Source organism: Nonomuraea recticatena (assembly GCF_039533245.1).
In the GTDB taxonomy this organism is placed as follows: Bacteria; Actinomycetota; Actinomycetes; order Streptosporangiales; family Streptosporangiaceae; genus Nonomuraea; species Nonomuraea roseola.
In genome coordinates, this window is record NZ_BAAATE010000005.1 from 405,069 (window position 1) to 431,647 (window position 26,579).

23 protein-coding genes are annotated in these 26,579 nt (G+C 69.7%); 15 read left to right on the top strand and 8 right to left on the bottom strand.

The features are described 5' to 3' along the window. Positions 1-119 precede the first annotated feature (119 nt). Positions 120-4,286 (top strand): HAMP domain-containing protein, encoded by a 4,167-nt coding sequence (locus ABFX50_RS13525; RefSeq protein WP_346146330.1) that lies wholly within the window; start codon positions 120-122, stop codon positions 4,284-4,286. Between the two features lie 2 nt (positions 4,287-4,288). Next, positions 4,289-4,921, top strand: a complete 633-nt coding sequence (locus ABFX50_RS13530; protein WP_183652447.1) for a response regulator — start codon at positions 4,289-4,291, stop codon at positions 4,919-4,921. Positions 4,922-5,087: 166 nt separating this feature from the next. On the opposite strand, the gene ABFX50_RS13535 is transcribed toward ABFX50_RS13530, so the two are convergent. After that, a complete protein-coding gene (locus ABFX50_RS13535) occupies positions 5,088-6,449 on the bottom strand; it encodes an NYN domain-containing protein (protein WP_346146458.1) in 1,362 nt (453 codons plus the stop codon). 173 nt (positions 6,450-6,622) lie between these two features. After that, complete coding sequence (locus ABFX50_RS13540) at positions 6,623-9,031, bottom strand: sigma-70 family RNA polymerase sigma factor (RefSeq protein WP_428834691.1); 2,409 nt, start codon at positions 9,029-9,031, stop codon at positions 6,623-6,625. Between the two features lie 38 nt (positions 9,032-9,069). Here ABFX50_RS13540 and ABFX50_RS13545 point away from each other — a divergent pair, with 38 nt between their 5' ends. Both ABFX50_RS13545 and ABFX50_RS13550 read left to right on the top strand, forming a co-directional pair. Beyond that, entirely contained in the window at positions 9,070-9,774 is a 705-nt protein-coding gene (locus ABFX50_RS13545; RefSeq protein ID WP_346146335.1) for a hypothetical protein, read from the top strand. Next, positions 9,771-10,310 carry a phosphoribosyltransferase family protein gene (locus tag ABFX50_RS13550; protein WP_346146337.1) on the top strand — a complete coding sequence of 180 codons (540 nt, stop codon included), beginning with the start codon at positions 9,771-9,773 and terminating at the stop codon, positions 10,308-10,310. The genes ABFX50_RS13545 and ABFX50_RS13550 overlap by 4 nt, the downstream gene beginning before the upstream one ends. On the opposite strand, the gene ABFX50_RS13555 is transcribed toward ABFX50_RS13550, so the two are convergent. Both ABFX50_RS13555 and ABFX50_RS13560 read right to left on the bottom strand, forming a co-directional pair. Then, a complete protein-coding gene (locus tag ABFX50_RS13555) occupies positions 10,279-10,713 on the bottom strand; it encodes a DUF4115 domain-containing protein (protein ID WP_346146339.1) in 435 nt (144 codons plus the stop codon). The genes ABFX50_RS13550 and ABFX50_RS13555 overlap by 32 nt on opposite strands. Before the next feature lie 30 nt (positions 10,714-10,743). Beyond that, positions 10,744-11,439: a DedA family protein gene (locus tag ABFX50_RS13560; protein ID WP_346146340.1), complete on the bottom strand. Its 696-nt coding sequence runs from the start codon at positions 11,437-11,439 to the stop codon at positions 10,744-10,746. A gap of 137 nt (positions 11,440-11,576) precedes the next feature. Here ABFX50_RS13560 and fbaA point away from each other — a divergent pair, with 137 nt between their 5' ends. Further along, a complete protein-coding gene (fbaA, locus tag ABFX50_RS13565) occupies positions 11,577-12,590 on the top strand; it encodes a class II fructose-bisphosphate aldolase (protein WP_346146342.1) in 1,014 nt (337 codons plus the stop codon). 123 nt (positions 12,591-12,713) lie between these two features. On the opposite strand, the gene ABFX50_RS13570 is transcribed toward fbaA, so the two are convergent. Further along, a complete protein-coding gene (locus ABFX50_RS13570) occupies positions 12,714-12,959 on the bottom strand; it encodes a DUF4097 family beta strand repeat-containing protein (protein ID WP_346146344.1) in 246 nt (81 codons plus the stop codon). Positions 12,960-13,018: 59 nt separating this feature from the next. Between ABFX50_RS13570 and ABFX50_RS13575 the strand changes: the two genes are divergently transcribed. From ABFX50_RS13575 to ABFX50_RS13585, 3 genes are all read left to right on the top strand, one after another. Then, the gene (locus tag ABFX50_RS13575) at positions 13,019-13,429 is read left to right on the top strand and encodes a DUF3151 domain-containing protein (RefSeq protein WP_221241238.1); all 411 of its coding nucleotides are present in this window, start codon (positions 13,019-13,021) and stop codon (positions 13,427-13,429) included. A 97-nt stretch (positions 13,430-13,526) separates the two neighbouring features. Further along, entirely contained in the window at positions 13,527-14,810 is a 1,284-nt protein-coding gene (locus tag ABFX50_RS13580) for an adenylosuccinate synthase (protein WP_183652477.1), read from the top strand. 137 nt (positions 14,811-14,947) lie between these two features. Next, positions 14,948-15,853 carry a glycerophosphodiester phosphodiesterase family protein gene (locus ABFX50_RS13585; RefSeq protein ID WP_183652480.1) on the top strand — a complete coding sequence of 302 codons (906 nt, stop codon included), beginning with the start codon at positions 14,948-14,950 and terminating at the stop codon, positions 15,851-15,853. A 13-nt stretch (positions 15,854-15,866) separates the two neighbouring features. Here the strand turns inward: ABFX50_RS13585 and ABFX50_RS13590 are convergent, their stop codons facing one another. After that, the gene (locus tag ABFX50_RS13590; protein WP_346146347.1) at positions 15,867-16,586 is read right to left on the bottom strand and encodes a PepSY domain-containing protein; all 720 of its coding nucleotides are present in this window, start codon (positions 16,584-16,586) and stop codon (positions 15,867-15,869) included. Positions 16,587-16,653: 67 nt separating this feature from the next. Further along, on the bottom strand, positions 16,654-17,763 hold the full coding sequence (gene corA, locus ABFX50_RS13595; protein ID WP_183652486.1) for a magnesium/cobalt transporter CorA: 1,110 nt from the start codon (positions 17,761-17,763) through the stop codon (positions 16,654-16,656). Positions 17,764-18,125: 362 nt separating this feature from the next. Between corA and purD the strand changes: the two genes are divergently transcribed. From purD to ABFX50_RS13625, 6 genes are all read left to right on the top strand, one after another. Next, complete coding sequence (gene purD, locus ABFX50_RS13600; protein WP_183652489.1) at positions 18,126-19,346, top strand: phosphoribosylamine--glycine ligase; 1,221 nt, start codon at positions 18,126-18,128, stop codon at positions 19,344-19,346. Beyond that, positions 19,343-20,179, top strand: a complete 837-nt coding sequence (locus tag ABFX50_RS13605; protein ID WP_346146350.1) for a phosphoribosylaminoimidazolesuccinocarboxamide synthase — start codon at positions 19,343-19,345, stop codon at positions 20,177-20,179. The genes purD and ABFX50_RS13605 overlap by 4 nt, the downstream gene beginning before the upstream one ends. An 87-nt stretch (positions 20,180-20,266) precedes the next feature. Beyond that, the gene (murA, locus tag ABFX50_RS13610) at positions 20,267-21,529 is read left to right on the top strand and encodes a UDP-N-acetylglucosamine 1-carboxyvinyltransferase (RefSeq protein WP_183652495.1); all 1,263 of its coding nucleotides are present in this window, start codon (positions 20,267-20,269) and stop codon (positions 21,527-21,529) included. Positions 21,530-21,699: 170 nt separating this feature from the next. Further along, entirely contained in the window at positions 21,700-22,989 is a 1,290-nt protein-coding gene (locus tag ABFX50_RS13615; RefSeq protein ID WP_183652498.1) for a transcriptional regulator, read from the top strand. A 75-nt stretch (positions 22,990-23,064) separates the two neighbouring features. Then, on the top strand, positions 23,065-23,412 hold the full coding sequence (locus ABFX50_RS13620) for a VOC family protein (protein ID WP_346146353.1): 348 nt from the start codon (positions 23,065-23,067) through the stop codon (positions 23,410-23,412). 35 nt (positions 23,413-23,447) lie between these two features. Next, entirely contained in the window at positions 23,448-24,416 is a 969-nt protein-coding gene (locus ABFX50_RS13625) for an EamA family transporter (protein WP_346146355.1), read from the top strand. Here the strand turns inward: ABFX50_RS13625 and ABFX50_RS13630 are convergent. Further along, on the bottom strand, positions 24,324-25,619 hold the full coding sequence (locus ABFX50_RS13630) for an aspartate aminotransferase family protein (protein ID WP_346146357.1): 1,296 nt from the start codon (positions 25,617-25,619) through the stop codon (positions 24,324-24,326). The two genes, ABFX50_RS13625 and ABFX50_RS13630, sit on opposite strands and share 93 nt — an antisense overlap. 115 nt (positions 25,620-25,734) lie before the next feature. Between ABFX50_RS13630 and ABFX50_RS13635 the strand changes: the two genes are divergently transcribed. Then, positions 25,735-26,577 carry a fumarylacetoacetate hydrolase family protein gene (locus ABFX50_RS13635; RefSeq protein ID WP_346146359.1) on the top strand — a complete coding sequence of 281 codons (843 nt, stop codon included), beginning with the start codon at positions 25,735-25,737 and terminating at the stop codon, positions 26,575-26,577. Positions 26,578-26,579: the final 2 nt, after the last annotated feature.

The window sequence follows — 26,579 nt, forward strand, 5'->3', positions numbered from 1 at the left end:
GATCCGTGCCTACCACACTTCCCACTGACTTGGGGTAAATCCAAGGACAGGACTACGAGCTACTCATCGTGACAGACTTGCATCACTCACGGCGGCACCCCGGGAGTGGAGGAGACCCCATGACGACGGCCAAGACCGCGCCGACTGCGGAGGAAAGGACGTATACAGAGTCAGATCTGCTTCCCGTCCTAGAGACACTCTTCGCGTGGCGCGACGGCGACTTCCGCCGCCGGGTTCCGCACGCGCCCCCGGGCATCATGAGTGAGATCCGGCTGCTGCTCAACGAGGTGGCCGACCGCAGGGAGCACCTCAGCAACGAGCTGACGCGGGTGCGCAAGGAAGTCGTGAAGGAAGGGCGCTTCGGTGAGCGCCTCACCCCAGGGCCCGGCGTGGGTTCGTGGGCCGAGAGCGTCGAGTCCGTCAACGCGCTCATCGACGCGCTGGTCAGTCCCGTGACGGGAGCGGCCGACGTGATCGACGCGGTCGCCAAGGGCGACCTGACCCGCAGGATCGACCTCGACCGCTCGGCCAGAGGCGAGGTCAGGAGACTCGGCAAGGCCATCAACGGCATGGTCGAGCAGCTGTCGCTGTTCAACACCGAGGTGACCAGGGTGGCCCGCGAAGCCGGCACCGAGGGCCGTCTGGGGGGCAGCGCGAGCGTCAGGGGCATGTCAGGCAGCTGGCGCGACCTGACCGAGGCCGTCAACACCATGTCGTCCCGTGTGTCCGCGCAGGTGCGCGACATCGCCGAGGTGACCACCGCCGTGGCGAAGGGCGACCTGAGCCGCAAGGTGACCGTCGACGCGGTCGGCGAGATGTTCGAGCTGAAGAACACCGTCAACACGATGGTCGACCAGCTCTCCGCCTTCGCCGAAGAGGTGACCCGAGTCGCCCGCGAGGTCGGCACCGAAGGCCAGCTGGGCGGCCAGGCGCAGGTCAGCGGCGTGTCGGGGGTCTGGAAGGACCTCACCGACAACGTCAACTTCATGGCCAACAACCTCACCAACCAGGTCCGCCAGATCGCCGCCGTCTCCACCGCCGTCGCCCAGGGCAACCTGACCAAGAAGATCACCGTCGACGCCCAGGGCGAGATCCTCCAGCTCAAGGACACCCTCAACACGATGGTCGACCAGCTGTCGTCCTTCGCCGACGAGGTCACCCGAGTCGCCCGCGAGGTCGGCACCGAGGGCAAGCTGGGCGGCCGCGCCGAGGTGCGGGGCGTGTCCGGGGTGTGGAAGGACCTCACCGACAACGTCAACTCGATGGCCAACAACCTGACCTACCAGGTGCGCAACATCGCCCAGGTCACCACGGCCGTCGCCAACGGCGACCTGACCCGCAAGATCGACGTCGACGCCCAGGGCGAGATCCTCGAACTCAAGTCGACCATGAACACGATGGTCGACCAGCTGTCCTCCTTCGCCTCCGAGGTGACCCGAGTCGCCCGCGAGGTCGGCACGGAGGGCCAGCTGGGTGGCCAGGCGCAGGTGCGCGGCGTGTCGGGGGTCTGGAAGGACCTCACCGACAACGTCAACTTCATGGCCAACAACCTCACCAACCAGGTCCGCCAGATCGCCGCCGTCTCCACCGCCGTCGCCCAGGGCAACCTGACCAAGAAGATCACCGTCGACGCCCAGGGCGAGATCCTCCAGCTCAAGGACACCCTCAACACGATGGTCGACCAGCTGTCGTCCTTCGCCGACGAGGTCACCCGGGTCGCCCGCGAGGTGGGCACCGAGGGTCAGCTGGGCGGCCAGGCGCGGGTGCAGGGCGTGTCCGGTGTGTGGAAGGACCTCACCGACAACGTCAACTTCATGGCCAACAACCTGACCTACCAGGTGCGCAACATCGCCGAGGTCACCACGGCCGTCGCCAACGGCGACCTGACCCGCAAGATCGACGTCGACGCCCAGGGCGAGATCCTGGCCCTGAAGACCACCATCAACAAGATGGTCGACCAGCTCTCCTCCTTCGCCTCCGAGGTCACCCGAGTCGCCCGCGAGGTCGGCTCCGAGGGCCGTCTCGGCGGCCAGGCCAGGGTCGAGGGCGTCGAGGGCACCTGGAAGCGCCTGACGGAGTCCGTCAACGAGCTGGCCGGCAACCTGACCACCCAGGTGCGCGCCATCGCCACGGTGACCAGCGCGGTCGCCCAGGGCGACCTCACCCGCTCCATCGCCGTCGAGGCACAGGGCGAGCTGGCCGAGCTCAAGGACAACGTCAACTTCATGGTGGCCAACCTGCGCGAGACCACGCAGGCCAACCAGGAGCAGGACTGGCTGAAGTCCAACCTGGCCCGCATCTCCCGCCTGATGCAGGGCCACCGCGACCTCATGGAGGTCGCCAAGCTGATCATGAGCGAGCTGACCCCGCTCGTCTCCGCCCGCTACGGCGCCTTCTACGGCGTCGACACCAGCGGGGAGGAGCACGACCTGGTCCTCATCGGCGGCTACGGCGTACGGCCCGACCGCGCGCCACGCCAGCGCTTCGCCACCGGCGAGGGCATCGTCGGCCAGGCGGCCATGGAGGGCAGGTCGATCGTCCTCGACGACGTGCCTGCCGCCTTCATCACCATCGACAGCGGGCTCAGCCAGTCCACGCCCGCGCAGATCGTGGTGCTGCCGATCCTGTTCGAGAGCAGGGTCCTCGGCGTGCTGGAGCTGGCCTCCTTCACCGCCTTCGGCGAGGTGCACCTCGACTTCCTCACGCAGCTGGTCGAGACCATCGGCGTCACGATGAACACCATCATCGCCAACTCCCGCACCGAGGACCTGCTGAAGGAGTCGCAGCGCCTGACCCGCGAGCTGCAGGAGCGCTCCGACGAGCTGCAGCGCCAGCAGGAGGAGCTGCGCCGTTCCAACTCCGAGCTGGAGGAGAAGGCCGGGCTGCTCGCCAAGCAGAACCGCGCCATCGAGATCCAGAACTTCCAGATCGAGCAGGCCCGCCGCACCCTGGAGGAGCGCGCCGAGCAGCTGGCCGTCTCCTCGCGCTACAAGTCCGAGTTCCTCGCGAACATGTCGCACGAGCTGCGCACCCCGCTCAACAGCCTCCTCGTGCTGGCCAAGCTGCTGACCGAGAACGCCGAGGGCAACCTGACCTCCCAGCAGGTCGAGTTCGCCCGCACCATCCACGGCGCGGGCTCGGCGCTGCTGCAGCTGATCAACGACATGCTCGACCTGTCGAAGGTCGAGGCGGGGCGCATGGACATCCATCCCGCCCAGCTGTCGCTGCCCAAGCTGGTCGACTACGTCGAGGCGGCCTTCGCCCCGCTCGCCCAGGACAAGGGCCTGGCCTTCATCGTCGAGGTCGACCCACGGGTGCCGCAGGAGCTGCGCACCGACGAGCAGCGCCTGCAGCAGGTGCTGCGCAACCTGCTGTCCAACGCGGTCAAGTTCACCCCCAAGGGCGAGGTACGGCTACGCGTCGTGCCCGCTCCTCACGAGGTCGACTACGACGACGACACCCTGCGCGACAGCACCGACCTGCTCGCCTTCCAGGTGGTCGACACCGGCATCGGCATCGCGCCCGACAAGCTGGAGATCATCTTCGAGGCGTTCCGTCAGGCCGACGGCACCACCAGCCGCAAGTACGGCGGCACGGGGCTCGGCCTGTCGATCTGCCGCGAGATCGCGAGACTGCTCGGCGGCGAGATCCACGTCGACAGCGAGCTCGGCGCGGGCAGCACGTTCACCCTCTACCTCCCGACCAACTACGCGGGTCCGCTGGTCGCCCGCGACGGCGGCGCCGCCCGCAGGCAGGTGCTGACGATGCAGGTCGAGGAGCAGAACGCGGTGCTCGTGCCCGAGCCGCCGCTCCCGCTCGACCTGCCGCTGCCCGAGATGGTCCAGCAGGGCAACGCGCAGCAGTGGCAGGGCGACGACCCCCTCGACGGCGCCAAGATCCTCATCGTCGACGACGACATCCGCAACGTGTTCGCTCTGACCAGCGTGCTGGAGCGGCACGGCGCCACCGTCGTCTACGCCGAGAACGGCCGTGAGGGCATCGAACAGCTCGAACGCAACGAGGACGTGGCCCTCGTGCTCATGGACATCATGATGCCCGAGATGGACGGTTGGGCCACGACGTCGGCCATCAGGCGCATGCCGCAGTTCGCCGACCTGCCGATCATCGCGCTGACCGCCAAGGTCATGCGCGGAGACAGGGAGAAGAGCATCGCCTCCGGCGCCTCCGACTATGTGCCCAAGCCGGTCGACGTCGACCAGCTGCTCGAACGCCTGCGTGGCTGGCTCAGCCGCGGGCGGGCGTCCGACACCGCGGAAGAGGCGTGACCATGGCAGACCGAGCCAAGATCCTCCTGGTCGACGACCGTGAGGAGAACCTCATCGCCCTTGAGGCCATCCTCAGCTCTCTCGACCTGACCCCCGTCAGGGCCAGATCGGGAGAGGAGGCGCTGAAGGCGCTCCTCGGCACCGAGTTCGCGCTGATCCTGCTCGACGTCCGGATGCCGGGCATGGACGGGTTCGAGACCGCCGCGCACATCAAGCGGCGCGAACGCACCCGCAACATCCCCATCATCTTCCTGACCGTCGTCGACAGCGCCCCCGACTACGCCTTCCGCGGCTACGCGGCGGGCGCCGTCGACTACCTCACCAAGCCCTTCGACCCGTGGGTGCTCAGGGCGAAGGTGTCGGTGTTCGTCGAGCTCTACAACATGAACAAGCGGCTCACCGAGCAGGCGTCGCTGCTGCGCGAACGGCTGGCGGGCGAGCTGCCGCCCGGTAACAGCGCGGCCCAGCCCGCAGTGCTGCCCGAGCTGTCGCGCAGGTTGACGGCGGTGGAGGACGAGCTCGAGAGGGTGCGCGAACTCGCCCGCAAGTCCTCCGACCCGGGGCTGACCTCGCCGCTGGCCGACCTGGCCGACCGGCTCGACCACCTCCGCGCCGGCTTCGACGCCCTGAGCTGACACCTATGTCGCGCGGGTAGGCCACCCCCTCTGGCCTGCCCGCCTTCGCTGTCACGATGCTGCCACGCCCGCATCACCGGGGCAGGACCACGGTGGGAGGCCCTCGCGTCACCCTCGGGGGTTTCGCATGCTGTCTCTAATGCCGCAATGCGCGGTCAACACATATTCAGCGGCGGGCGCGTTCGAGGGCGTCCCAGAAGCCGCGGCGTAGCGCGTGCCGTACCTCGTCGTGCAGGAGGAAGTCGATGGGCAGCGACGAGCCCTGCAGCAGCCGCGCCTCCAGGTCGGACGGCATGCGGGGCTTGCGGGCCAGCACCGCCTCCAGCCACAGCGCGGGCGCGTCTCTCGCGACGGACTCGCCGAAGTCGTGCCCCTCCTTGTGCGCGGCCTTCACCGCGTCGGCCAGGGTCGTGGCGGCTCCCGCGGTGGCGGGGGCGACGACGGGGGCGGGCTGCGGCCCGGTGTAGGCGCCGAGCGGGGCGGGCTGGTAGGTGCCGCCGCTGGAGGGGGAGGGGAACTGGCCGGTGGTCTGCATGGGCCCTGTCGGGCTGTGCGTGACCTGCGGAGGCTGCTGGGACTGCGGCTGGGACTGGGGAGCGGAGGGCGTGGGCTGCTGTTGCTGCGGAGCGGACGGCGGGTCGGCCTGGTAGCTCGGATAGGCCGGCAGCGCGGGCGGCGGAGAGCTCTGCCCGCGACCCTGCGAGGGCGAAAGCGGCTGACCCTGCGAGGGTGAGAGCTGCTGACCCTGCGAAGGCGAGAGCTGCTGGCCGTGCGAGGGAGAGAGCGGCTGGCCCTGCGAGGGAGGAAGGGGCTGGCCCTGCGAGAGCGGCTGGCCCTGCGTGGGCGCGTTGGCCAGGTGGGCGGCGGAATGGCTGCCCGGCTGGACGACGGGAGAAGAGGACTGCTGGAGCGAGGGCTGCGGGCTCGGCGGCAGCGCGTGGGTGGCCTGGCCGTTGCTGACCGGCTGTGCGCCGTTGGAGGCGTCGGTGGAGCCGGTGACCAGGTTGACGTAGGGCCGCAGGTGCCCGCCGCCGATCTCGATGAGGTCGTCGGACTCCTGTCGCAGCGATCGCGACACCGCCCAGCCGCCGTCGGCGGCGATGTGCACCACGGTGACGCGGATGCCGAGGTCCTGCGCGTCGCAGACGACCTGGGCGAGGTCCTCGTCGCCGCTGACCACGACCGCGTCGCAGATGGCGCTGTTGCGCGCGAGGGTCATCAGGTCGCGGTGCACCTGGGCGTCGACGCCCTCGCGGCGGCCCGGCCTGATGCGCGACAGGCGCAGCTTGAGCCCGGGGATGTCGGCGAGCACGTCGTGCTCGGGCGTGCGCCTGCCCTCGACGGTGGCCTCGTACCAGTAGCAGCGCAGCAGCGGCAGGCCCGTACGCTCGCGCGACAGGTTGGACATCAGTTGCAGCAGCCCCGGGTAGTCCCAGGAGACGGCTTCTCGATGGCGGGTCCCATGTACAGCCATCGCGCCATCGGCCAGCAGATAGCCAGCGTCGACGAACAGCGCGCAGCGATCCACTGACACCGCCCCTTTCTCGTGGCCCGACCCCTACCGGCTCTGCACCGCCAGAGCCGGACTCGGCGGCCCTCTCTCAGGGTAATGAAGCATCTGATCGTTCGAGGGTGAATCCCGGCGAAACGGCGATACGCCGTCGGATTCCCGCAGACCGTACCAGTTTGTCCTGTTCGGGGTCACGACCTGGCGCGGACGCTCACGGCAGCCACACCGAACAGCACGACATCTGTCTTCGTGGAGATTCTCAGCGTTGGTTCCTCCCCCAGTGTGGCGGTGAACGAGTCGACGTCGACCCCGAATGTCAATCCTGTGGCCCCGTTGGACGAACTGTCGAAGACGTTGCCCGCGTCGCGGTCGCCTCCGAGGGGGGTGCCGGCCGAGACCCTGTCGCCTCGGAGGTCGGCGTCGCCCTCCCAGGTGACCAGCTCGATGTCGGCGGGGCTCGCGGCCGGGATCAGCCCGCCCAGCGGCAGCTCGATGCGCGGATCGTCGCCGCCGACGACCGTGGCCGTGTCGAGGATGACCGCCTGGCTGTAGGGCCTGCGGGGGTCGGTCGCGATCACCACCAGGCTCCAGCCCGCGTGCTCGGAGATCCCCTCCTTCATCGGCGCGTCGGCCGCCCACCACAGCCCCTTGCCCCTGCTGTCGCTGACGTACTGCGTGACGTCGGCGAAGGCCTGGTAGCCGGGGCCGGCGGGAAGCTCCCTTCGCATGACCCTGTCGGGCACGATCGTGCGGTAGCGCCTGACGCCGGGGGCCCTGAACTTGATCGGCCCCGTCATCTTGGCTGTCGCCGACCAGTAGAGCCCCGCCCACACGACCCGTCCGCCGCTCGGCAGCTCAAGGCGGGCACCGCTGGAGGACTTCGTGGCCAGGACCTTGTCGGCGTCGAGCGGCCGCATGGGCCACAGGTCGTTGTCGCGCCTGCCGCCGTCCCTCAGCGCGCCCGCCTCCTCGCAGCCGTTGCGGTCGCCTGGGCAGGTCAGCAGCGTGTTGCCGACCGCCTTGACGACCACCTTCCCGTCGGTGGCGAAGCGGGCGGGCGCGCCCTCCGCCTTCACGCCCGCGCTCGCGCTGGCCCTGACGCTGACCCCGCCCGAAGAGATCCGTACGGCGGGACCGGCTCCCTCCGGCGCGTGCGCGGCCACGACCACACGCAGGAAGACGGCCGTCGCCCTGCCCGCGGCGAGCGGCCCTCTGACACACCTGGCGCCGTCGCCCTCCGGCCGGCAGGACCAGCCGTCGACCGTGCCCACGGGCTCGGTCAGGCCCACGGAGCCGCCCTTCGTCTGCGCGGGGATCAGCGAGACGCCCTGCGGCAGGTCGACCGTCGCGACGAGCTCCTCGCTGGCCGCCCTGCCGCTGTTGCGCAGCCGTACCGCCACCATGCCGGGCTGCGCCTTCACCAGCGCGCCGAGGGGATGGATGGTGGCGCTCAGCCGGGCCTTGCCCTGCTTGCCGGCCTGGCTGGGTGGTGGCCGCTCGGTCGGCGGCGTCGGTCGCGGCTCGGGTTTCGGTCTGGGCGGCTCGGGTTTCGGTCTTGGCGGCTCGGGTCGCGTCTCGGGCTGGGCGGGAGGCGGCTGCGCCGCGACCGTGGGCAGCGCCTGGGGAGGTGGGAGCGGCTTCTGGTCGGAGACCAGCATGACCACCACGGCCGCGGCGATCGCCGCGGCCGTGCCTCCCGCCGCCGCGGCCTGCCGGCTCCTCGGCGCCCGCCTGATCCAGCCGAGCGCGTAGAGGATGCCGCCGCCCGTCGCGCCGCCCGCCTTGGCCAGGCCCGCGACGTAGGCGGCGAAGGCGGGCCCGACGAACAGCGGGCCGATGATGACACGCAGGCCCTGGTTGACGTCGGCCAGTTCGAGGAAGACCGAGCGGCACTCGGCGCAGGCGTCGATGTGATCGTCGACGCTCTTGCTCTCGCGCCTGGCGAGCCCGCCCCGCACGTACGCGCCCATCCTGCCGAGCACCGGCCTGCACTCCTGGAGGGGCGCTCCGGCCAGGTGCATCTGCAGGTAGGCCTGGCGCAACCCCTCGCGGGCCCGGTAGGCCAGCGCCGCCACCCCGTTGGGCGACAGGCCGAGCATGGGCGCGACGTCGGCGGGCTTGGCGTTCTCGACCTCGGTGTGCCACAGCACCAGGCGCCATCGCTCGGGCAGGGAGAGGAACGCCTTGGCGATCAGCGACTTCTCCAGCCCGGTCAGCGCGGGGTCGACGAACGGCACACCGGGGTCGAACACCTCGATCTCACCCGTGGTCACCTGGCGGCTCTCGACCCTGCCCCTGTCGTAGATCGTGCGGCGCACCACGGTCAGCAGGTACGGCCTGAAGGCCGCCTCGGGGCCGCCGCCCCGCCCGACCAGCTCAATGATCTTGGTGAAGGACTCGGCGACCACGTCCTCCACCACCTCCTCACCCCTGACCAACTGGCGGGCGAGCGAGCGGGCGGCACCGACGTGACGCTCCCAGAGCTCTCCGAACGCAGCGGCATTGCCTCTTCGCGCCGATTCGAGGAGATGCGCATCACTTTGCGGCAGTTCGACACTCATAGTGACCTCACGATTACCTGGAGTTGCCGCTCGAATCATTCCTCATTCCGCGTCATGACTAACCCCAAAGCCAGTCTTTGTATCGAGAGGAGGAGTGGCGCTCCCTTGCCGGCGCCGCGCAGCACATGGACGACGACACCCGGGATCTGCGCGCGCAGTGGCGCGAAGGGAGTCTGGCCACCGGGTGGGCGATGCCCCACGACTGGTGGACACCCGCCGTCGAGCAGGCGATCAAGGCCGTGAACAGGGGCCACGGCCTGACCCGCGCCTGCATGGCCCTCGGCGACGCCCGCGCCCGGGCGGGCGTGGGCATCGCCGAGGGCATGACCGACCTGGCCGCGCTCTTCCGCCTCCTCGGCGGCGCGGACCCGCCGCTGGCGGCGCTGCGCTCGTTCGCCACGGGCTGGGCCGAGGCAGGCTTCGCGCCGATCGGCGAGCTGCGCTGCGAGGACCCGCTCACCGGCCTGGTCAGCGTGGCCTACCTGCGCACCAGGCTGGCCGAGATCTACCGTGAGGGCACCGCTCGCCTGCACGGCCTCGTCGTGGTCACCGTGACCGTCGCCGACACGTGGGAGCGTGTCGCCGCGCTGCTGCACGTGGCGGCCCTGCTGCGGGAGGTCTTCCCGCTGGGCGACACCCTCGTACGGCTGGGCCACGACCGGGCGGCAGCGCTGACGACCAGGCCGAGGACCAGGCGGCTGCGCGACGCGGGCCTCGTCGAGGTCGTCGCGCTGCCCGACCGCTACCGCGACGCACTGGCGACTTTAAGCTTGTGGACATGACTGACCGCGAGAACCTGCTGGCCGAGATCCAGAAGAAGGCCGTCGTGCACGGCAGAGTCGTGCTCTCCTCGGGCCTCGAGGCCGACTTCTACCTCGACCTGCGGCGCATCACCCTCGACGGAGTGGCGGCGCCGATCGTCGGCAGGGTCATGCTCGACCTGACCTCCGACCTCGACTACGACGCGGTCGGCGGGCTCACGCTGGGCGCCGACCCGGTGGCGGTGGCCATGATGCACGCGGCAGCGGCGCGGGGCCGTACCCTCGACGCCTTCGTGGTGCGCAAGGCGCAGAAGGCGCACGGCATGCAGCGCAGGATCGAGGGCCCCGACATCAAGGGCCGCAGGGTGCTCGTCGTCGAGGACACCTCCACCACCGGCGGCTCTCCGCTGACCGCCGTCGCCGCCGCCCGCGAGGCGGGCGCCGAGGTGGTCGCCGTCGCAACGATCGTCGAGCGGGGCGCGGCGCCGAGAATGGCCGAGGAGGGCCTCGAGTACCGCAGCGCCTTCACCCTGCCGGACCTGGGGTTGCCCGGCTGACGGTGAAGGCCTCCTGCTGGCCGGGCCTGCCCTTGGGCCTGGGCGTGCCGTTCACCGTGACCTCGACCGTGCTCGTGTCGCCGATGGCGACGTCGAGCTCGGGCTCGTAGTAGACGATCTCCTCGCCCCTGGTCAGGTCACGGTCGTTGAGCACGTCCCCGCCGGGCACCCGCACCAGCACCACGGGGCAGATCTCCGCCACGCACGCGATCCTGAGCGTCGCCGTCCTCTCCGTGGGCGCCGCGCTCGGGGTCGCGGACGCCGTGGGGGCCGGGGTCTCCGTCGAGAGGGTGCCGACCAGCGCGCGACCTCCGACGAAGACGAGCGCCAGCAGGAGGGCGGCCCCCAGCCCGATCAGCACCAGGCGGGCCGCCCCCATCGGGTCGGACCGATGGCGCCCCATAGTCGGAGGGTAGCCAACGCCGGCGGAGGTCTACGGGACGCGGTGGTGCTTGCCCGTCGGCACGGGAATCTGGTGACCGCCGTTCCTGCGGCTCTTGACGACCTCGACGATGATCGGGATGACCGAGATCAGCACGATGAGGAAGACGCCGGGCAGGATGTACTTGTCGATCTTGTCGGGGTCGACCTGACTGCCCAGGAAGTGCCCGATGAACAGCATGCTCTCGACCCAGAACACACCGCCGATCACGTTCCACAGGAAGAACGTGCGCGCGGGCATCTCCAGCACGCCCGCGACCGGGTTCATGAACGTGCGGACGATCGGCACGAAGCGTGCGATCACCACGGCCTTGGCGGGGCCGAACTTCTCGAAGTAGTACTCGGCCTTGTCGACGTGCTCGCGCTTGAACAACCGCGAGTCGGGCTTGTCGAAGAGCTTGCGGCCCACCTTCGCGCCGATCAGATGCCCCAGCTGCGCACCGGCGACGGCGCACAGCGGGGTGCCGATGACCAGCACGGGAAAGGACAGCGCCTCGATGCCGATGCCCTTGGCCGCCGCGGCGGAGCTGAAGATGCCCGCGGCCACGAGCAGCGAGTCACCCGGCAGGAAGAAACCGATCAGCAGACCCGTCTCCGCGAAGATGATGGCGAGCACGCCAATAGTGGCGAAGGCGCCGAGCATGGTGAGCCACCACTGCGGGTCCACGAGGTCCAAGAGCGATTCCACGCGGAGAGCCTACCGGGACGGCAGGGTGCCGGTACGTGCCGTCGCCTGCATCAAGGGCGCGTTGTCACTACCACGGCGGGTAGTGAGCCGGAATACTGGGCTCCGCGAAAGCCGTACATACCCCAGGGAGATGAGCCATGCCTATCGCGACTCCAGAGGTCTACGCCGAGATGCTCGACAGGGCGAAAGCGGGCGGCTTCGCCTACCCGGCGATCAACGTGACCTCCTCGCAGACGTTGAACGCCGCCCTGCGCGGATTCGCCGAGGCTGAGAGCGACGGGATCGTCCAGATCTCCACCGGCGGCGCCGACTTCCTCTCCGGCACCACGGTGAAGGACATGGTGGCCGGCTCCGTGGCCCTTGCCGAGTACGCGAGGGTGGTGGCCAGGAACTACCCGGTGAACGTGGCCCTGCACACCGACCACTGTCCGAAGGACAAGCTCGACGGCTTCATGCGGCCGCTGATCGAGCTCTCCCTCGAGCGCGGCGGCGACCCCATCTTCAACTCCCACATGTGGGACGGCTCGGCCGTACCGCTGGACGAGAACCTCTCGATCGCGCGAGAGCTGCTCGAGAAGTGCCACCGCGCCAACATCATCATGGAGATGGAGATCGGCGTCGTCGGCGGCGAGGAGGACGGCGTCGTCGGCGAGATCAACGAGAAGCTCTACACGACGCCCGAGGACGCGCTGGCCACCGCCGAGGCCGTGGGCGTCGGCGAGCAGGGCAGGTACATGCTGGCCGCCACGTTCGGCAACGTGCACGGCGTCTACAAGCCGGGTCACGTGAAGCTGCGTCCGCCGGTGCTCAAGGACATCCAGGACGCCGTGGGCGCGAAGTACGGCAAGGACAAGCCGTTCGACCTGGTCTTCCACGGCGGCTCGGGCTCCCTCCTCGAGGAGATCCACGAGGCGATCTCCTACGGCGTGGTGAAGATGAACATCGACACCGACACGCAGTACGCCTTCACCAGGCCGATCGCGGACCACATGTTCCGCAACTACGACGGGGTGCTGAAGGTCGACGGGGACGTCGGGAACAAGAAGGTCTACGACCCCCGCTCGTACGGCAAGTCGGCGGAGACGGCGATGGCGGCCCGCATCGTCCAGGCCTGCCAGGACCTGAAGTCGGCGGGCACCAAGCTCGGCTGACCTCCAGGACCTCAGAGGGCGGCACGGGGAGCGGGGCTCTCCCGTGCCGCCCTCTGACGTGTTGCCGGCCGGGTTCGAAGGTCACTCACGGTGCCTCGTCTCCGGGAGTGGGGGCGAAGCGAGTCAGGAGCGGCGGACCAGGATGTCTCCGTAGCGGGTGCGGGCGCGCACCTCGACCGTCTCTTCGGCCTGGCGCGGGCCGTCGTGGGCGGCGGCCAGCGGGACGTCGACGGAGCCGAAGTGCGAGTCGAGGTCCAGCCAGGCGGCGGTGCCCTGCCTGAGGCCGACCTCGAGGTCGCCTCTGCCCGAGTCGAGGACGACCGCGCCGCGCACCACCTCGCCGATGCTGACGCTGCCGTACGCCGTCAAAAGGACTGCGACGAAGATCTCCTAGCCACTTCCGCCGCTGGACGGGTATGACTTGTCCTATGGATAACCTTCTCGCCGGGCCGCCCCCGACCCACCTGCCGGACCTGCCCGAGGCCCGAGAGGCGCTGGAGTCCGGCGCTAAGGCGTCCGATGTGGCAGCGCGCTTCCCCGCCTACCCGGCGGCCTGGGCCACCCTCGCGGAGGAATACTTCGCCAAGGGCCACGCGGTCACCTCCTACGCCTTCGCCCGCACCGGCTACCACCGTGGCCTCGACCAGCTGAGAAGGAGCGGATGGAAGGGGCACGGGCCGATCCCGTGGGAGCACGAACCCAACCGCGGTTTTCTGCGCTGCCTCTACTCGCTGCACAGGGCCGCCCAGTCGATCGGCGAGAAGGACGAGGCCGAGCGGTGCCTGCAGTTCCTCAAGGACAGCAGCAGCGAGGCCTACGACGCGCTGGCCAAGGGCTAGCTCTTGGGACGAAAGGGCATACTCGGGTAGTCTCTCCACGCAAGAGCCCCTGTCGCGCTTGCGTCAGGGGTTTTCGTTTTGCTCGGGAGAGATAACCATGCCGGCTGTCGTTGTCTTGGGTGCCCAGTGGGGCGATGAGGGCAAGGGGAAGGCGACCGACCTGCTCGGCGGCGCCGTCGACTACGTCGTTCGCTACCAGGGCGGTAACAACGCGGGTCACACCATCGTGATCGGCGACCAGAAGTACGCCCTGCATCTCGTGCCCACCGGCATCCTGTCGCCTGACGTGGTCCCGGTGATCGGCAACGGCGTGGTCATCGACCCGGGTGTGCTGCTGTCGGAGCTCGACGCTCTGGCCGAGCGGGGCATCTCCGCCGAGCGGCTGCTGATCTCGGCGAACGCGCACCTGATCATGCCCCACCACAAGGCGCTCGACAAGGTGACCGAGCGCTACCTCGGCAAGGCGAAGATCGGCACGACCGGGCGCGGCATCGGCCCCGCGTACGGCGACAAGATCTACCGCATGGGCATCAGGGTCCAGGACCTGCTCGACCCCGGCATCCTCGCGCAGAAGATCGAGGCCGTGCTCGGCGAGAAGAACCAGGTGCTGACCAAGGTCTACAACAGGCGCGGCATCGACGGGCAGAAGGTGCTGGAGGAGTACCTCGGCTACGCCGAGCGGCTGACGCCGCACATCGCCGACACCTCGCTGGTGCTGAAGAGGGCGCTGGACGACGACAAGTTCGTGCTGCTCGAGGGCGGTCAGGGCACGCTGCTCGACATCGACCACGGCACCTACCCGTTCGTCACCTCCTCCTCGCCGACCAGCGGAGGGGCGTGCGCGGGCGCGGGCATCCCGCCCAACCGCCTCACCGGCGTCATCGCCATCCTGAAGGCGTACACGACGCGCGTCGGCTCGGGCCCGTTCCCGACGGAGCTGACCGACGAGATGGGCGACTGGCTGCGCACGACCGGCGGCGAGTACGGCGTGACCACCGGCCGCAACCGCCGCTGCGGCTGGTTCGACGCGGTCATCGCGCGCTACGCCACCAGGATCAACGGCGTCACGGACTTCTTCCTGACCAAGCTGGACGTCCTGTCGGGCCTCGAGCGCATCCCCGTGTGCGTCGCCTACGACGTCGACGGCGTACGGCACGACGAGATCCCGATGACGCAGACCGACTTCCACCACGCGAAGCCGATCTACGAGGAGTTCCCCGGCTGGGAGGGCGACATCTCCAAGGCCAGGAGCTTCGAGGACCTGCCCGCCAACGCCCAGGCGTACGTGCGGGCGCTGGAGGAGATGAGCGAGTCGCGCATCTCCGCGATCGGCGTCGGCCCCGGCCGCGACCAGACCATCCAGCTGCACTCCCTGGTCTGACGAGCGCCTCCTGCGACGGCCGGTGCGCGTCATCGGCCGTCGTCGCGACTGCACGCCACTAAACGGAAAGATCAGGACAAACGACTCCCGGCGTGGCACGCGCGTCACCACCGCGCCATAGCGGTAAGGTCCCCGATGTGCATGTCGAAATTCACGGTCATCGGGGTGCGAGAGGGCTCTGGCCCGAGAACACCCTTCCCGGGTTGAGCCACGCCATGGAGATGGGCGTCCATGCGCTGGAGTTCGACGTCGCCCTCACCGCCGACCGGCGTCTCGTGCTCACGCACGACCTCACGGTCTCGGCCGTGACGAGCGCCGACACGCGGCCCGCGGCGGCGCAGGACCCGATGTTCCCCTACGTGGGCAAGCCCATCAACGCCCTCACCCTCGCCCAGCTGCGCACGCTGGACGTCGGGGTGCGGCTGCCGCGGCACCCCAACGATCCCTTCGCGCTCACGCAGAAGCCCATGCCCGAGACCCGCATGCCGACGCTCGGCGCGGTGCTCGGCCTGGTCAACGCCTACGACGCCGACTCGGTCAGGCTGCACGTCGAGCTGAAGTCGGATCCGACCAGGCCGGAGCTGACGCCCGATCCGCTGGAGTTCACCGAGGCCGTGGTGGCCGAGCTCGACAGGCACGGCAGGCTCGGCAACGCGGCGATCCTCAGCTTCGACTGGCGGATCATCGCTCACGCCGCCTCGCTCGCCCCCGGCGCCCAGCGCTTCGCCCTGATCGAGCGCGACACGCTGCACTGGCACGACGACCTGGGCGACGACATTCCCGCCGCGGCGCGGGCCGCGGGCGGCACCACGCTCTCGCCCGAACACGTGATGGTGGACGAGGCGCTGATGGCACAGGCGGCCGCGGCGGGCATGCCCGTCGCGGTGTGGACGGTGAACGACGCCGCCACGGCCGAGCGGATGCTCGACCTCGGAGTGGCGGGCGTCGTCACCGACTATCCCGACCTGATGAGAGAGCTGTGGGAGGAGCGCGACCTGGCGCTCCCCCGTCCCGTGGGACCGCTCAAGCCCGTCGGGGTCTGAGCCGGCCTTGCGGTCAGTCCGTCGAACGGTTCTTGGTGACCGTGCCGTCCTTGGCGTCGACCCTGACCTCCTGCTTGGTGCCGTCGCTGCCCATCACGTCGGCCTCCCAGACCACCTTGCCCTGGTGCCTGTCGAGGCTCAGCTCGGTGATCTTGCCTCCGGGCACCGCGGTGGCGACCTTCTCCGCCGCCTCCTCATAGCTGAGCTCGGCGCCCTTGACCAGAGCCATGAGCCTTGCCTTGTCCCCCGCGTCGTCGTCCTCGGCCGTGGGGCCCGAGACCACGTCGCCTGACTCCGCGTCCACGTCCAGCTGCTGCTCGACGCCGTCGCTGCCGACGACGTGGACCTCCCAGAGGCGCCCGTCGTCCTCTGCCTCGATCGAGATGATCGTGCCGCCCTCGATGGCCTCCGTCGCCGCCGAGCCCGCCTTCTGCAGGTCCCCCGCGCCGGCGCCGGGGCTCGCCTCACCGGGGCTCGGGTCGCCGGGGCTCGGGTCGCCGGGGCTCGGGTCGCCGGGCGAGGGATCACCCGGCGGGTAACCCGTAGGGTCGCCCGGGGGCATCCCCGTCGGAGACACGAGGCCGGCGATCTTGTCAGCCACCGCCCTCGAGTCATCCCGTTGAGCGGTGAAGGTGCCGGACTGTGTGTCGCTGGCGCAGGCCGAGGCCGCGAACAGCGCCGAACCGGCAAGAATCGTGCCGATGATGGTCTTGGTCCCTCTTCCCCCATACATACCGTGAACGCTGCCCGGAACGTCGTAAAGGCACGCCCGGCGGTCCGGCAATACGGTCAAATGAGAACTAAAGCCATCCATTACGGCGAAAGCCGCGATAGAGGAACGTGCAGGCAGTGATCATGACAGCCAGCACGACGGGGTAGCCCCACACCTGCTTGGTCTCGGGCATGAAGTCGAAGTTCATCCCGTAGATCCCGGCGATCATCGTGGGCACGCTGATGATCGCCACCCACGAGGAGATCTTCCGCATGTCCTCGTTGGCGAGGGTGTTGGAGCGGGCGAGCGCGGCCTGCAGGATCGAGTTGGCCAGCTCGTTGGACGACTCGACCTGCTCGCACACCCTGGCCAGGTGGTCGCCGACGTCGCGGAAGTACTCGCGCATCTCGCTCGGGATGACGCGGCGCTGCGGGAGCGAGGCCATGGGCGGCTGCAGCGGCGTGACCGCGCGCTTCATCTCCAGCATCTCCCGCTTGAGCTGGTAGATGCGGTTGATGTCGCGGGAGCTGACGTCGGCGAAGACCGTGGCCTCGACCTCTTCGAGCTCGAGCTGCATGAGGTCGGCGACCTGCAGGTAGCGGTCGACGACGTGGTCGGAGATCGCGTGCAGCACACCCGTGGGCCCGCGGTTCATCAGCTTGGGCTTGTCCTCGAGCTTCTCGCGGACCTCGGTGAGCGGGCAGTGCCTGCCGTGCCGCACGGTCACCACGAAGTCGGCGCCGAGGAAGACCATGATCTCGCCGGTGGCGATGATCTCACTGGTCGCGGTCAGCTCGTTGTGGTCGAGGTAGGCGACGGTCTTCAAGACCATGAACAGGGAGTCGCCGTAGCGCTCGATCTTGGGCCGCTGATGGGCCTTGACCGCGTCCTCCACCGACAGCGGGTGCAGGCCGAACACCTCGGCCAGCCACTCGACCTCGGGCGCCTCCGGCTCGTGCAGGCCGACCCAGACGAAGGCCTTGGCGCCGTCGTGGGCGACGTTGTGGGCGCGCACCAGCTCGAGTGACTCGACGATGCCTTCGGAGCAGATCTTCTTGCCGTTGATGTAGGCGCCGTACTCGACGATGGAGTCGACGGGCGGCACGCAGCTCTCACGTACGGGCGAGGCCGGCTGGCGTGCGGCGTGCACGGAAACGGGGTGACGGTTGATGCGACGGAAGATCGTGGACGAGCGCATGGCAGTCCCTTTCCGCCCGACCTGGCACGGTCCACGCAGGACGAAAGATCACCTCAATCTAGAGATGCGTGGATGCACGATCAGGCTGCCGAATTGGAGTGGTCGGGGGTGCGCACAATGAACGTGCGCGAGCACGTACTGCTGGGATCACCAGGTTTCATCCCGGACCACCTCCAATCACACGAGACGCCGCAAAGCCGACCCAACCTATCACAGGCCGAGGAACCCCCCACAGGTTACTCGCCGGCGGGTCTGGCGATCACGTAGAACTGCACAAACTTTCCACCCCCTTCCCGCACATCGGCTTCTCGGACTCCGCACGCGGGTGAAAACGCAAAGCAGTGAACTGGGAGAATGGGCGCGTGCGCGTTCTAGTGATTGGATCCGGCGGGCGGGAACACGCCCTGTGCCGCTCGCTCAAACTCGACCCCCAGGTTTCCGAGCTCCACTGTGCGCCCGGCAACGCCGGCATCGCGGAGATCGCGACCCTCCACGACATCTCACCCACCGACCCCGCGCGGGTCGCCGAGCTGGCCGAGAGCCTGCGGGCCGACCTGGTCGTCGTCGGCCCCGAGGCGCCGCTCGTGGCGGGGGTGGCCGACGCGGTGCGCGCCAAGGGCATCCCCTGCTTCGGCCCGAGCGGGCGCGCGGCGATGATCGAGGGCTCCAAGGCCTTCGCCAAGGACGTCATGAACGCCGCGGGCGTTCCCACGGCGAGGTCGCGCACCTGCTCCACGCGCGAGGAGGCGGAGGCGGCGCTCGGGGAGTTCGGCGCGCCCTACGTGGTCAAGGACGACGGGCTGGCCGCGGGCAAGGGCGTGGTCGTCACCGACGACCTCGGCCAGGCGCTCGACCACGCGCAGGCGTGCGAGCGGGTGGTGATCGAGGAGTTCCTCGACGGCCCCGAGGTGTCGCTGTTCGCGCTGTGCGACGGGTCGACCGCCGTGGCGCTGCAGCCCGCCCAGGACTTCAAGCGCGCCTACGACGGCGACGAGGGGCCCAACACCGGCGGCATGGGCGCCTACACGCCGCTGCCGTGGGCGCCGAAGGAGCTGTCGGAGCAGGTGATGCGCGAGGTCGTGCACCCGACGGTGGCCGAGCTGGCCGGGCGCGGCCTGCCGTACAACGGGGTGCTGTACGTCGGTCTCGCGCTGACGTCAAAGGGGCCGAAGGTCATCGAGTTCAACGCCAGGTTCGGCGACCCCGAGACGCAGGTCGTGCTCGACAGGCTCGAGACGCCGCTGGCGGGGCTGCTGCTGGCGTGCGCGACGGGCGAGCTGGCCGACCAGCCTCCGCTTTCCTACCGCGAGGGCTCCGCCGTGGCGGTGGTGATCGCGGCGGAGAACTACCCCGCCGACCCCGTCAAGGGCGACGTGATCTCCGGGCTTGAGCCGACGGAGCACGCCTACGTGCTGCACGCGGGCACCTCCCTCGACGACGGCAGGATCGTTTCCTCGGGCGGGCGCGTGCTCGCGGTCGTCGGCTCCGGCCCCGACCAGGAGAGCGCCAGAACCCACGCCTACGAGCTCGTGGACAGGATCGAGCTGCGCGGCTCGCACCACAGGACGGACATCGCCCGATGAAGCACGTGCACTCCGGCAAGGTCCGCGACCTCTACGAGACCGACGAGGGCCTCCTGCTGATGGTCGCCTCCGACCGCATCTCCGCCTTCGACCACGTGCTCGAACCGGAGATCCCCGACAAGGGCGCGATCCTCACGCAGCTCTCCCTGTGGTGGTTCGACCAGCTCAGCGACATCGTCCCCCACCACCTGGCGGGCGCCGCGCCCGACGCGCGCAGCATGGTGTGCAAGCCGCTGACGATGGTGCCGGTGGAGTGCGTGGCGCGCGGGTACCTCGCGGGCTCGGGCCTGGCCGACTACCGCCGCGACGGCGCCGTCTCCGGCGTACGGCTGCCGCAGGGCCTGCAGGACGGCTCGCGCCTGCCCGAGCCCATCTTCACCCCCTCCACGAAGGCCCCCATCGGCGAGCACGACGAGCCGATCTCCTTCGACCAGGTGGTCGCCGAGGTGGGCCAGGAGACGGCAGAGGAACTGCGCAGGATCACCCTCGCCGTCTACACGCGGGGCGCCGAGATCGCCCACGAGCGCGGCATCATCCTCGCCGACACCAAGATCGAACTCGGTTGGGATTCCAACGGAGTTCTGACCCTCGGAGACGAGGCCCTCACCCCCGACTCCTCCCGTTTCTGGCCACTCGATCAATGGGAGCCGGGGCACGCGCAGCCCTCATTCGACAAGCAATATGTCCGCGACTGGCTTACTTCGCCGGAATCCGGATGGGACAAATCATCCGGAGAGGCTCCTCCTCGCCTTCCCGACGAGGTGGTCGAGCGCACCAGGCAGCGCTATGTCGAGGCATACGAGCGCCTCACAGGACACTCCTTTACCGGGTAGTCACGGGGCGAATCGGCCGGCTCAGCGGTTCACAGCGGCTACTGTGGGCGCGTCCCGAACACATTCTTCCGAGGAGAGCAGAAGCGAATGGTCCGTTACCGCGTGCGCGGTGGCAACGCACTGCGTGGAACCGCGTTCATCCAGGGCGCGAAGAACGCCGTGCTGCCCATGATCGGGGCCGCCCTGCTCGCGGCCAAGGGCCGTACGGTCCTGCGCAACGTCCCCATCATCGAGGACGTCCGCCGCGCGGTCGAACTCGCGCAGGCCATCGGCGCGCATGTGGAGCTGCACGAGGCCGAACGCACGCTGGTGATCGACGCCTCCAGGCTGACCAACCCCGTGCTGCCCGCCGAGATCGCCAGGCGCTTCCGCGGCTCGGTGCTGTTCACGCCCGCCCTGCTCCACCGGCTGGGCGAGGCCGTGGTCGAGGGCGTCGGCGGCTGCAATCTCGGCAGCCGCAACCTCGACTTCCACTACCTCGGCTACAAGCGCCTCGGCGCGATCGTGGACGAGAGCGAGACCGTCATCCACGTCAAGTCGTCCGGCCTGACCGGCGCGACGCTGTACCTCGACACCCCGAGCCACACCGGCACCGAGAACCTCATCATGGCCGCGGCCCTGGCCAGCGGCACCACCGTGATCGAGAACGCGGCGCTGGAGCCCGAGGTCCTCGACGTGATCGACATGCTCACCAAGATGGGCGCGAAGATCCGCGGCGGCGGCACCGGCTTCATCACCGTCGAGGGCGTCACCGAGCTGCACGCCGTCGAGCACACCGTGATGCCCGACAGGCTCGACGCGGGCGTGTTCGCCATGGCGGCGGCCATCACCGGCGGCGAGCTCAGCCTCGTCGGCACCGGCCTCGACCTGGGCGTCGTGCGCTACAAGCTGGAGCAGATGGGCGTCGAGTTCCGCACTCAGGGGGCGGTGCTCAACGTCCGCTGCCACAACAGCCCGCTCAAGCCGATCAACGTCATCACCGACACCTATCCCGGGTTCGCGACCGACCTGCAGTCGCCGATGATGACCGTGGCCTGCTTCGCCGACGGCATCAGCTACATCCACGAGCGCATCTTCGACGGCCGTTTCGCACTCGCGGGCGAGCTCAACAAGATGGGCGCCGATGTGCGGGTGAAGGACAACGCGGCCACCGTCCACGGCCACACCCCGCTCGTCGGCACCAGGGTGACGGCGCACGACCTCCGCTCAGGAATCGCACTCGTTCTGGCGGGGCTCGCCGCCGAAGGCGAGACCGTCATCGAGTCCGGCTATCTCATCGACCGCGGCCATGCGCATCTGGCCGAACGAATGCGGGCGTTGGGCGCGGATATTATTCGCGAGGTTTCGTAGCGCTGACCTGGTTAAACTCTTTCCAGGGCGACTTTCTGGAAAATTTGGGCGTGACATTATGGCCCTCGCGAGCGATCGTTCCAAAAGAGAGCACTGCAATGGACGGCAGGATGGGACGAACATTGGTCGAGCGGACCGAAGAGCCTCCCCGAGTGTCACGCCCGGGCGCCATGACACCGGACCTCACGATCGGCGTGGTCGGACCTCACGATCTGGTCGAACGCGTCATGTTGATGGGCCACGCCGCGGCGCCCCTGCCCTGCCGCCTCGTCGCCGCCGCCTACCGCGACGAGCAGGAGGCGGCGGACAAGGTCACGAGGCTCGGGCCAGGGGTTGACGCATGCCTTTTCGCCAGCCCTGTCCCCTACGATCTGGCGAGGCGTTCCGGCGTTCTGACGATGCCGGCGACGTACGTACAGCTCGGAGGGGCGGCATTGATAGCGGCGCTGGCCAAGGCGGCCATCGACCCGAGGCTCGACCCCCAGCGGGTGAGCATCGACGTGGTCGCCCGCGCCGACGTCGAGGAGGCCTACACCGATCTGGGGATACCCGCCACCGACGTGCACAGCCGCGACGAGCCGGGCGCCACCGGCACGATCGCGGCCTACCACGAACGGCTGGCGAGACAGGGGGCGACCACGGGGGCACTCACGTGCCTGCCCGCGGTCGCCGACCGGCTGCAGACGGCGGGGGTCCCCGTCGTCAGGATCAGGCCGACCTCGGCCGCCGTGCGAACCGCGCTGCATACCGCGGCGCTGCTCGGCGCCCACCACAGGCTTGAGGAGTCGCAGCTGACCGTGGTGCTGGTGGAGGTGCCGACACTGCGCGAACCCGTGCGCAGGGCCGCGCCCCGCTACTGGCGCGACGAGCTGCGCCTGTCACTGCACCGCCTGCTGGTCCAGGAGGCCAACAGGATCAACGCAACAGTCTGGCCCATCGACGACCACAGCTACCTGGTCACCGCCACCCGCGGCTCGATCGCCTCGGCGACGGACGGCTTCAGGGTGCTGCCCTTCGCCGCCAGGATCCGCGACGAGCTGGGGCTGGCGGTCGAGGTGGGCGTGGGCATGGGCCGTACCACCCATGACGCCGAATCCCACGCGCGCGCCGCGCTGGCCCGCTCGCAGGCGGGCAAGCAGGCGCAGGGGTTCGCGGTCGACCGCGAGGGGCGGGCGCTGATCCCAGCGCCCAGGATGCCGCCTCAGGGGTCGACGCCGCTCAAGCCGAAGGGCATCGAGGTGCTCGCGAGGCTGGCGGCGAAGCTGGAGGGCGGCGACACGGTCGTCGACGCCGAGGGCGCCGGGAAGATGCTCGGGGTCACCCCGCGCACCGCTCGGCGGTTGCTGCGCACGCTGGTTGACGAGGGACTCGCGTGGCCGCTTCCGCCGAACCGCACGCCCCAGCCCGGCCGTCCACGACAGCTCTACCGGTTGATCGTGGAGAAGCTGGGGTCCAGGTGATCCGGTCCGTCGCCCCCCTTCCCCTTTTCAGGGGCGGCGGACCCCTTCGGCACGGGCTCCCGCGAGGATGGAGGCATGAGCATCCGCAGGGTAGTGCCCGACATCAGCAGTGAGGCGATCGACGACAGCCGCGAGTTCTACGGCCTGCTCGGCTTCGAGGAGGTCATGAACCTCGGCTGGGTGGTGACCATGGCCGCGCCGGACAACCCGACGGCGCAGGTGACACTCATCGGCCACGACGCCTCCGCGCCGGTCCAGCCCGACTTCAGCGTCGAGGTGTCCGACGTGGACGCGGTGCACGCGGCCGTGGTGGCGGCCGGGGCCGAGATCGTCCACCCGCTCACCGACGAGGCATGGGGCGTGCGCCGCTTCTTCGTCCGCGACCCCAACGGGCGGATCGTCAACGTGCTGACCCACCGCTGACCCCCGAGAACCGGGTGCGGCTAAGGTAAGCACCTATGGGACAAAACGCCACTGACAGACGGCTCCTCGTCTGGATAGCGCTGGGGATCGTCTACGTGGTGTGGGGGTCGACGTATCTCGGCATCGCCGTCGCCGTCGAGACGATTCCGCCCATGTACAGCGGCGCCATGCGCTTCGTGGCCGCAGGGGTGCTGCTGGGCGCCTTCCTGGTGGCCCGCAGGGGCACGGCGGTGTTCAGGATGACGCGCAGGGAGTTCGTCGGGGCGGCCGTCGTCGGCCTGCTGCTGCTGACCTTCGGCAACGGGCTCCTGGCGGTCGCCGAGCAGCACATCTCGACCGGCCTGGCCGCGCTGCTCGTCGCCTCCGTGCCGCTCTGGCTGGTGGTGTTCAGGTTCGCGGTCAGGGACAGGCCCAAGGTCCTCACGCTGGCCGGGGTGCTGGTGGGGCTCGGCGGCGTCGCGGCGCTGTCCCTGACGGGCGGCGGCGGTGCGAGCTCGACCATCGGCATCATCGTGGTCCTGTTCGGGTCGCTGTCGTGGGCCGTGGGGTCGTTCCTCTCGAGCCGCATCTCGATGCCGTCCAACCCGTTCGCCGCCAGCACCGTGGAGATGCTGGTCGGCGGCGTGGGCCTCCTGCTGCTCGGCACGGCGACAGGCGAGCACCTGGACCTCGCGCAGATCTCGGGGCGCTCGTGGGTGGGCCTGGTCTACCTGATCCTGGTGGGCTCCCTGGTGGGGTTCACCTCGTTCGTGTGGCTGCTGGGCAACGCGCCCATCTCGCTGGTGTCCACCTACGCGTACGTGAACCCCGCGGTGGCCGTGGCGCTGGGCGCGCTCGTGCTGAGCGAGCCAGTGACCCCGCGGATCCTCATCGGCGGGCTGGTCATCCTGGTCGGCGTGGCGCTGGTGATCTCAACCGAGCGGAAGGGTCCTCAACGCGTCAGCGAAGACCTCGACGGTGGCGGCGACGTCCCCCTCGGTGTGGGCCGTGGACAGGAACCATAGGCCGCGCGGCACCATGTTGACGCCGCGCTCGAGCAGCGCGGCGTGCAGGAGCGCCATCCTGGCCCTGTCGGTGCGGGCGAAGTCGCGGTAGTTCCTGACCGACTCCTCCTCGGTGAAGTACGTCTGGAAGACCGGCCCGGGGCCGTCCACCAGCAAGGGGACGCCCGCCTTCGCCGCCGCCTCCCTCAGGCCCTCCATGAGCGCCCTGCCACGGGCGTACAGGGTGCCGTAGACCTCCTGCCGCTGCTCGTCGAGGATGCGCAGGGTGGCCTCCGCCGCGGCGATGCCGACGGGCTGGGAGTTGAACGTGCCCGCGTGCGCGACCTTGCCTGTGGAGATGGTGTCCATCACGTCGGCCCGTCCCGCCAGGGCCGAGACCTGCATGCCGCCGGCCATGGCCTTGCCGAAGATCGACAGGTCGGGGTGGACGCCGAGGTACTCCTGCGCGCCTCCGGGGGCCAGACGGAAGCCGGTGATGATCTCGTCGAAGATCAGCAGGCTGCCGTTCCTGTCGCACAGCTCCCTGACGGCCCGCAGGTAGCCGGGATCGGGCTCGATGGCGCCGGTGTTGCACAGGACGGGTTCCATGACCACGGCGGCGACCTCGTCGTCCATGAGACGGGCGAGCGCCTCCAGGTCGTTCCACGGGGCCACGACCAGGTCGGCGGCGGGCGGCTGGCCCGCGGTGCCGGGGACGGCGAGCGGCGCGTCGGCCGGGCCCGCCGCCTCCAGCGAGGGATGGACGCTGTAGAGGACGGGGTCGAGCCAGCCGTGGTAGTGGCCCTCGAACTTGAGGATCTTCGGCCGCCCCGTGTGCCCCCTGGCCAGCCGCCAGGCGGCGTGCGCGGCCTCCGAGCCCACGGTGTTGAAGCGGACCCGCTCGGCGGAGGGCACCATCGCGCACAGGCGTTCGGCCACGCGCGCCTCGGCGGCGTGCTGGGCGGAGTAGACGATGCCGCGCGAGACCTGCGCGGTGACGGCCTCGACGACGGCGGGCGGGCAGTGGCCGAGCAGCGCGGGCCCCTGGCCCAGGACGTAGTCGAGATAGACGTTGCCGTCCACGTCCCACAGGCGCGATCCGGCGGCCCTGTCGACGTAGAGAGGCACGCCTGCGGTACGGCGGGCGTCGCTGGAGACGCCGCCCGCGATGAAGCGCTGGGCGGTGGCGTAGAGGTCGCGGCTGACGTCCAGAGAGCGGGTCATGGCGACCATCAAAGGGCCGCCTGTCGCCCGGCGACAAGCAGGAGGGCAAGAAGTGGGTCGTCAGCGCAAATTTCGGTGCTTGTGGCTCCTCGCGCCCGCTGGTGGGCTTGCCGACATGTTCCTTGGACGCATCCGGCGCACCCCCTCCGCCCCCGTCGAACTGGTCGCCCTGCGCGACGGCGGGCTGGTCAGCCTGGCCGATCTCGGCACCGACGACCCCGTGGCCCTGCTGAGCTCCCACGGCCTGTCCCGTCTGAGCGAGGAGGTCGCCTCGCGCAGGCCCGTGCTCGACGAGGCGGCCGTCGTCTTCGAGCCGCCCGTGGCCACCTGCACGAAGATCTGCTGTCTGGCGCTGAACTACGTCGCGCACGCCGAGGAGAGCGGCATGGAGGTGCCGCCCGAGCCCGTCCTGTTCTTCAAGCCGCCGTCCGCGCTGACCGGGCACAACCGGCCGGTCATCGCCCCCGCGCGGACCAGCCACCTGGAGCACGAGGTGGAGCTGGCCGTCGTCATCGGCAAGGTCACCAAAGACCTGCCCGCCGAGCGGTGGAGGGAGGCGGTCGCCGGATACACCGTCGTCAACGACATGACGGCGCGCGACCTGCAACTGGTCAACATCGGGCGCAACGTGCCGTGGGACCAGTCCAAGGGGTTCGACACCTTCGCCCCCGCGGGGCCCTACCTGGCCACCGTGGACGAGGTGCCCGATCCGCAGGCGCTGGAGCTGACGCTGGAGGTGGACGGCGAGGTCAGGCAGCGGGCCAACACCAAGCAGATGGTGTTCGGCATCCCACGGCTCATCGCCGACCTGTCCGACGGGATGACGCTGATGCCGGGCGACCTCATCGCCACGGGGACCATCGCGGGGATCGCTCCGCTCAAGGACGGCGACACCATGCGGGCGACGGTCGAGGGAGTCGGCACGCTCGTAAATACGGTCAAATTTCGGTCCGCCTAAAG